Annotated in this window: 4 protein-coding genes; all 4 read right to left on the bottom strand. The window is 68.7% G+C overall.

All coding sequences use genetic code 11. The annotated features are described in order from the left end of the window. Positions 1–763, bottom strand: a 763-nt coding sequence (locus tag I5I_RS06740; RefSeq protein WP_036317941.1) for an ROK family protein, incomplete at its 3' end; no start/stop codon positions are given. Next, positions 763–1,602 carry a carbohydrate ABC transporter permease gene (locus tag I5I_RS06735; protein ID WP_036317939.1) on the bottom strand — a complete coding sequence of 280 codons (840 nt, stop codon included), beginning with the start codon at positions 1,600–1,602 and terminating at the stop codon, positions 763–765. The genes I5I_RS06740 and I5I_RS06735, both read right to left, overlap by 1 nt. Continuing rightward, positions 1,602–2,528, bottom strand: coding sequence for a carbohydrate ABC transporter permease (locus tag I5I_RS06730; protein ID WP_036317937.1), 927 nt, complete (start codon positions 2,526–2,528; stop codon positions 1,602–1,604). The genes I5I_RS06735 and I5I_RS06730 overlap by 1 nt, the downstream gene beginning before the upstream one ends. Positions 2,529–2,663: 135 nt before the next feature. Further along, on the bottom strand, positions 2,664–3,941 hold the full coding sequence (locus tag I5I_RS06725) for an extracellular solute-binding protein (protein WP_036317935.1): 1,278 nt from the start codon (positions 3,939–3,941) through the stop codon (positions 2,664–2,666). Positions 3,942–4,090: the final 149 nt, after the last annotated feature.

Genomic DNA, 4,090 nt, shown 5'->3' with positions numbered 1-4,090 from the left:
CGCCTCCCCCCAGCACGAGGACATTGACATCGGTGGACAGCACGATCACCCGGACCGCCGACGCGACGCCGTATGCGAGCCCGCGGCGCAGCTCCACCGCGAGCGGATCGCCGGCGTCGGCGGCGTCGAACACGTCGCGCACGGGCAGCGCCGCGCTCCGGCCCCATCGCTCGGCGACGGCCGCACCGCCGCTGAAGGCTTCGATGCAACCGCGCTGCCCGCAGCGGCAGACGGGTCCCGCCGGGTCGACCGAGATGTGTCCGACCTCTCCCGCGGCGCCCCGGGCGCCCCGCCAGAGTCGGCCGCGGTGCACGAACCCGGCGGCGATGCCGGTGCCGAGGTTGAGATACGCCATCGACGGCAGCGCGTCCGCGCCACGCAGGGCGGCGGCACCGACGGCGGCAGCCTTCACGTCGTTCTCGGCACGCACCGGAATGCCCAGGCGCGGCCCGAGTGCGAGGGCCAGATCGAGCTCGTCGATGCCGAGGTTCACCGCATGAGCGACGACCGCGCCTCCCGGAGCGACCTGCCCCGGCATCCCGACGCCGAGCGAGGTGAAGGCCGAGGGGTGCACGCCGACGGCGGCCGCCAGCTCGTCCACGGCGTCGAGGATCGTCGTGAGCACGGCATCCGGACCCCACCCGGTCGCCCGGCGCACGCGGGCGAGGATCCGCTGGTGCGCCGCGTCGGCGCCGCCCCGGTCGGAGGGCGCGACGACCACGGCGTCGGTCTTGGTGCCCCCGACGTCGAATCCGAGACGCATCAGCCCTTCACCGCTCCCGACACGAGGCCGCTGGTCATCTTGCCCTGCACGATCAGGAAGAAGACGATCACCGGAATCGCCATGAGGGTCGAGCCGGCCATGACGACGGCCCAGTCGGTCGCCTTCGTCGCCTGGACGAAGCTGCGCAGCCAGATGGGCAGCGTCTGGGCCTCGGGACGGGTCATGATCACGAGGGCGAAGATGAACTCGTTCCACGCTTGGATGAACGCGAAGATCCCGGTGGAGACCAGTCCCGGCGCGAGCAGCGGGAAGGTCACACGCCAGAAGGCCTGTCCCCTGCTGCACCCGTCGATCATGGCCGCCTCCTCGAGATCGGCGGGGATGCCGCCGACGAAACCGCGCAGCGTCCAGATCGTGAAGGGCAGCACCATGGCGATGTACACCGCCGACAGTCCGATCACGGTGTTCAGCAGGTGCCAGCCGTCGAGCACGCGGAAGGTCGAGATGATCATCGCCTCGGCCGGGATCATCTGGATCACGAGGATCGCGACGATGAAGCTCTTGCGGGAACGGAAGCGGTACCGCGAGATGGCGATGGCGGCGAGGAAGGCGAAGACCAGGGCCGCGGCGACGGTGAGCACGGTGACGGCCAGCGAGATCCACAGCGCCGGCATGAACCCGCCGTCCCAGGCCGCGCGGAAGCTCTGCAGCGTGAACTGGTCGGGCCAGAAGTGCGGCGTCTCGCTCTTGACGGCCGAGCCGGGCAGGAAGGAGGTATTGACCATCCAGTAGACCGGGAAGACCGAGCAGACGAAGACGACGACGGCGGCGAGGTTGAGAAGCACACGCCCGGTGGCGCGTCTCGTGCGGGCGCTCATCAGTCATCCTCCGAGGTCAGCATGGTGCGGATGTAGTAAGCGGAGATGGCGAGCAGCACGACGACGAGGATCACCGAGATCGCCCCTCCCGAACCGAGGTCGCCGGTGGCCATCGAGACGCTGTAGATGTAGACGCCGATGGTGTTGGTGTCGGCGCGGATGCCGCCGACGGTCTGCAGCGCATAGATCTGGGCGAACACGCGGAGGTCCCAGATCACCTGCAGGATGAGCAGCACGACCAGGATCGAACGGATGTAGGGCACGACGATGAAGCGGAACCGCTGCCACGCGCCCGAGCCGTCGAGGGATGCCGCCTCGAGCACCTCGTCAGGCACCTGCGAGAGCCCGGCATAGGTGGAGAACGCGACGAACGGGATCGCGCCCCAGGTGATGATGATCGCCGCGACACCGAAGAAGCTGAGGGGGTCGGACAGCCAGCTGTGGCCGATCCAGTTCTGCCCCGTGATGTGCGTCAGCGCGTAGTTGACGAGGCCGTAGGAGGTGTCGAAGATCCAGCCCCACACGATGGTGCCGGTGAGCGCGGGCATCGCCCACGCCAGCAGCAGCCCGACCGAGACGACGGTGCGCATCACGCGTCCGAGGGACTTCATCATCAGGGCTATCGCGACCCCGAGCACCATCGTCGCGGCGGCGCAGACCACCATCAGCCCGAAGCTGCGGGCCAGGACGACCCAGAACTCGGAGTCGGTCAGCACACGCACGTAGTTGTCGAACCAGACGAAGGTGGGCGGCTTGCCGAAGATCTGCTCGCGCCCGTACTTCTGGAACGACATGACGATCAGCTGCACCAGAGGCCAGCCGATGAAGACCAGCAGCATCGCCAGGGCGGGCAGCAACAGGACCAGCGGCGTGCGGTCGCGGCGCCGCCGACGCGGAGATGCCGCGGGCGCGTGAGCGGTGGTCATGCCGGCTCTCCTTTCGTGGGTGTCGGGGGCATCTCGACTCGCGGCGCCCGCTCAACGACCGGGGAGGCGATACCACCGCCGGTCGTTGAGCGAGGAGCGCAGCGACGAGTCGAAACGCAGACGAGTCGAACGGACTCAGCCGTTGAGGATGGAATCGATCTGCTCGTCGAGAGCCGTGGCGAGCGTCTTGACGTCACCACCGGCCGCGACCTGGACGAAGAAGTCCTGCAGCAGGCCCTTCGCCTCCACGTCCGCCCACTTCGGCGAGGCCGGCGTCAGCTTCGCATTCGCAGCGGCATCCGAGATGATCTTCGCGAGCTCCGGAGTAGCCGCGGCGACCTGGCTGCCGAGGGCCTTCTTGGCGGGCACGAGGCCGGCCTTGGCCAGCAGCGTCTGGTAGTCGTCGCTGAGCATGATCTCCAGCGCGCTCTTGGCGAGCTCGGGATGGGCCGACTTCGCCGAGATGCCGATGTTGGATCCGCCGGCGAACACCTGCGCGGCGCCGCCGCTCTTGCCCGGGAGCGCGTAGTAGCCGACCGTCTTGGTGAGCGCCGTGTCGGCCTTGTTCTCGTCGGCGACGATCGACCAGTACGCCCAGCTGGGCGCCGAGAGGGTGGCCGCCTTCTCGGTGCGGAACGGAACCCAGGCCTCGGTCTCATCGCCGTCCTTCGGGGCGAGCGATGCCTTGGTCATCAGCTGCTGCACCTGCTCGATGCCCTTCACCGAGGCATCGCTGGACATCTGCGCCTCCCACTTGCCGTCCTTCTGCACGGCGATCTCGCCGCCGTTCTCCCAGATGAAGGGCAGCGCGTTGTACCAGTCCTTGCCCGGGAAGTAGACCCCCGAGACCCCCGGAAGGGCCTGCGCGAGCTTCTCGCCGTTGGCCACGTACTCGTCGAGGGTCGTGGGCACCTGCACGCCGGCGGTGGCGTACTGGGCCGTGTTGTAGAACACGATGCGGGCGCCGGAGTAGTACGGCGCGGCGTAGAGCTTGCCGTCCCACGAGCCCGCCTCCACGAAGCCGGGCAGCAGGTCGTCGCCGCCGATGGCGTCCTTGATGTCGGAGATGTCCAGCAGCGCCCCGCTCGAGGTGAACGCCGGCGACTGGGTGTTGCCCATCTCGACGATGTCGGGTGTGTCGTTGGACGACAGGCTCGTGGTGAGCTTGTCGACCAGGCCCGTCCACTGCTGCTCCTCGATGACGAGCGTCGAGCCCGGGTTCTGGGCTTCGAAGGTCTTCACGAGATAGTCGCGGGCATCCTGCGGCGTGTCGGTGCCGTTCAGCCACACGCGCAGCTGGGCCGGCGCCGGAGTGCCGGAGGCGTCGTTGCCGCCCGTGTCTCCGGCCGCGCAGCCGGCGAGAACGACAGCCGAAGCGCCGAGGAGCGCGAGGGCGCCGAGCTTCTTGTTCATGGTGTCTTCCTTTGTCTCTCTTGGTGGTGTCGGGGCGCTGTGCCCCGCGGTGATGGGGTCAGGACACCCCGAGTTGTCCGGAGAGGACCATGACGGCCGCGCCGCGGAGGACGATGTCCTGACTCTAGAGGATCCCCGGGACCGAGCTC

It is taken from the genome of Microbacterium sp. B24, from assembly GCF_000333415.1.
Classification (GTDB): Bacteria; Actinomycetota; Actinomycetes; order Actinomycetales; family Microbacteriaceae; genus Microbacterium.
The sequence above is the reverse complement of the archived record's forward strand: the minus strand, read 5'-3'. Positions and strand labels throughout refer to the sequence as shown.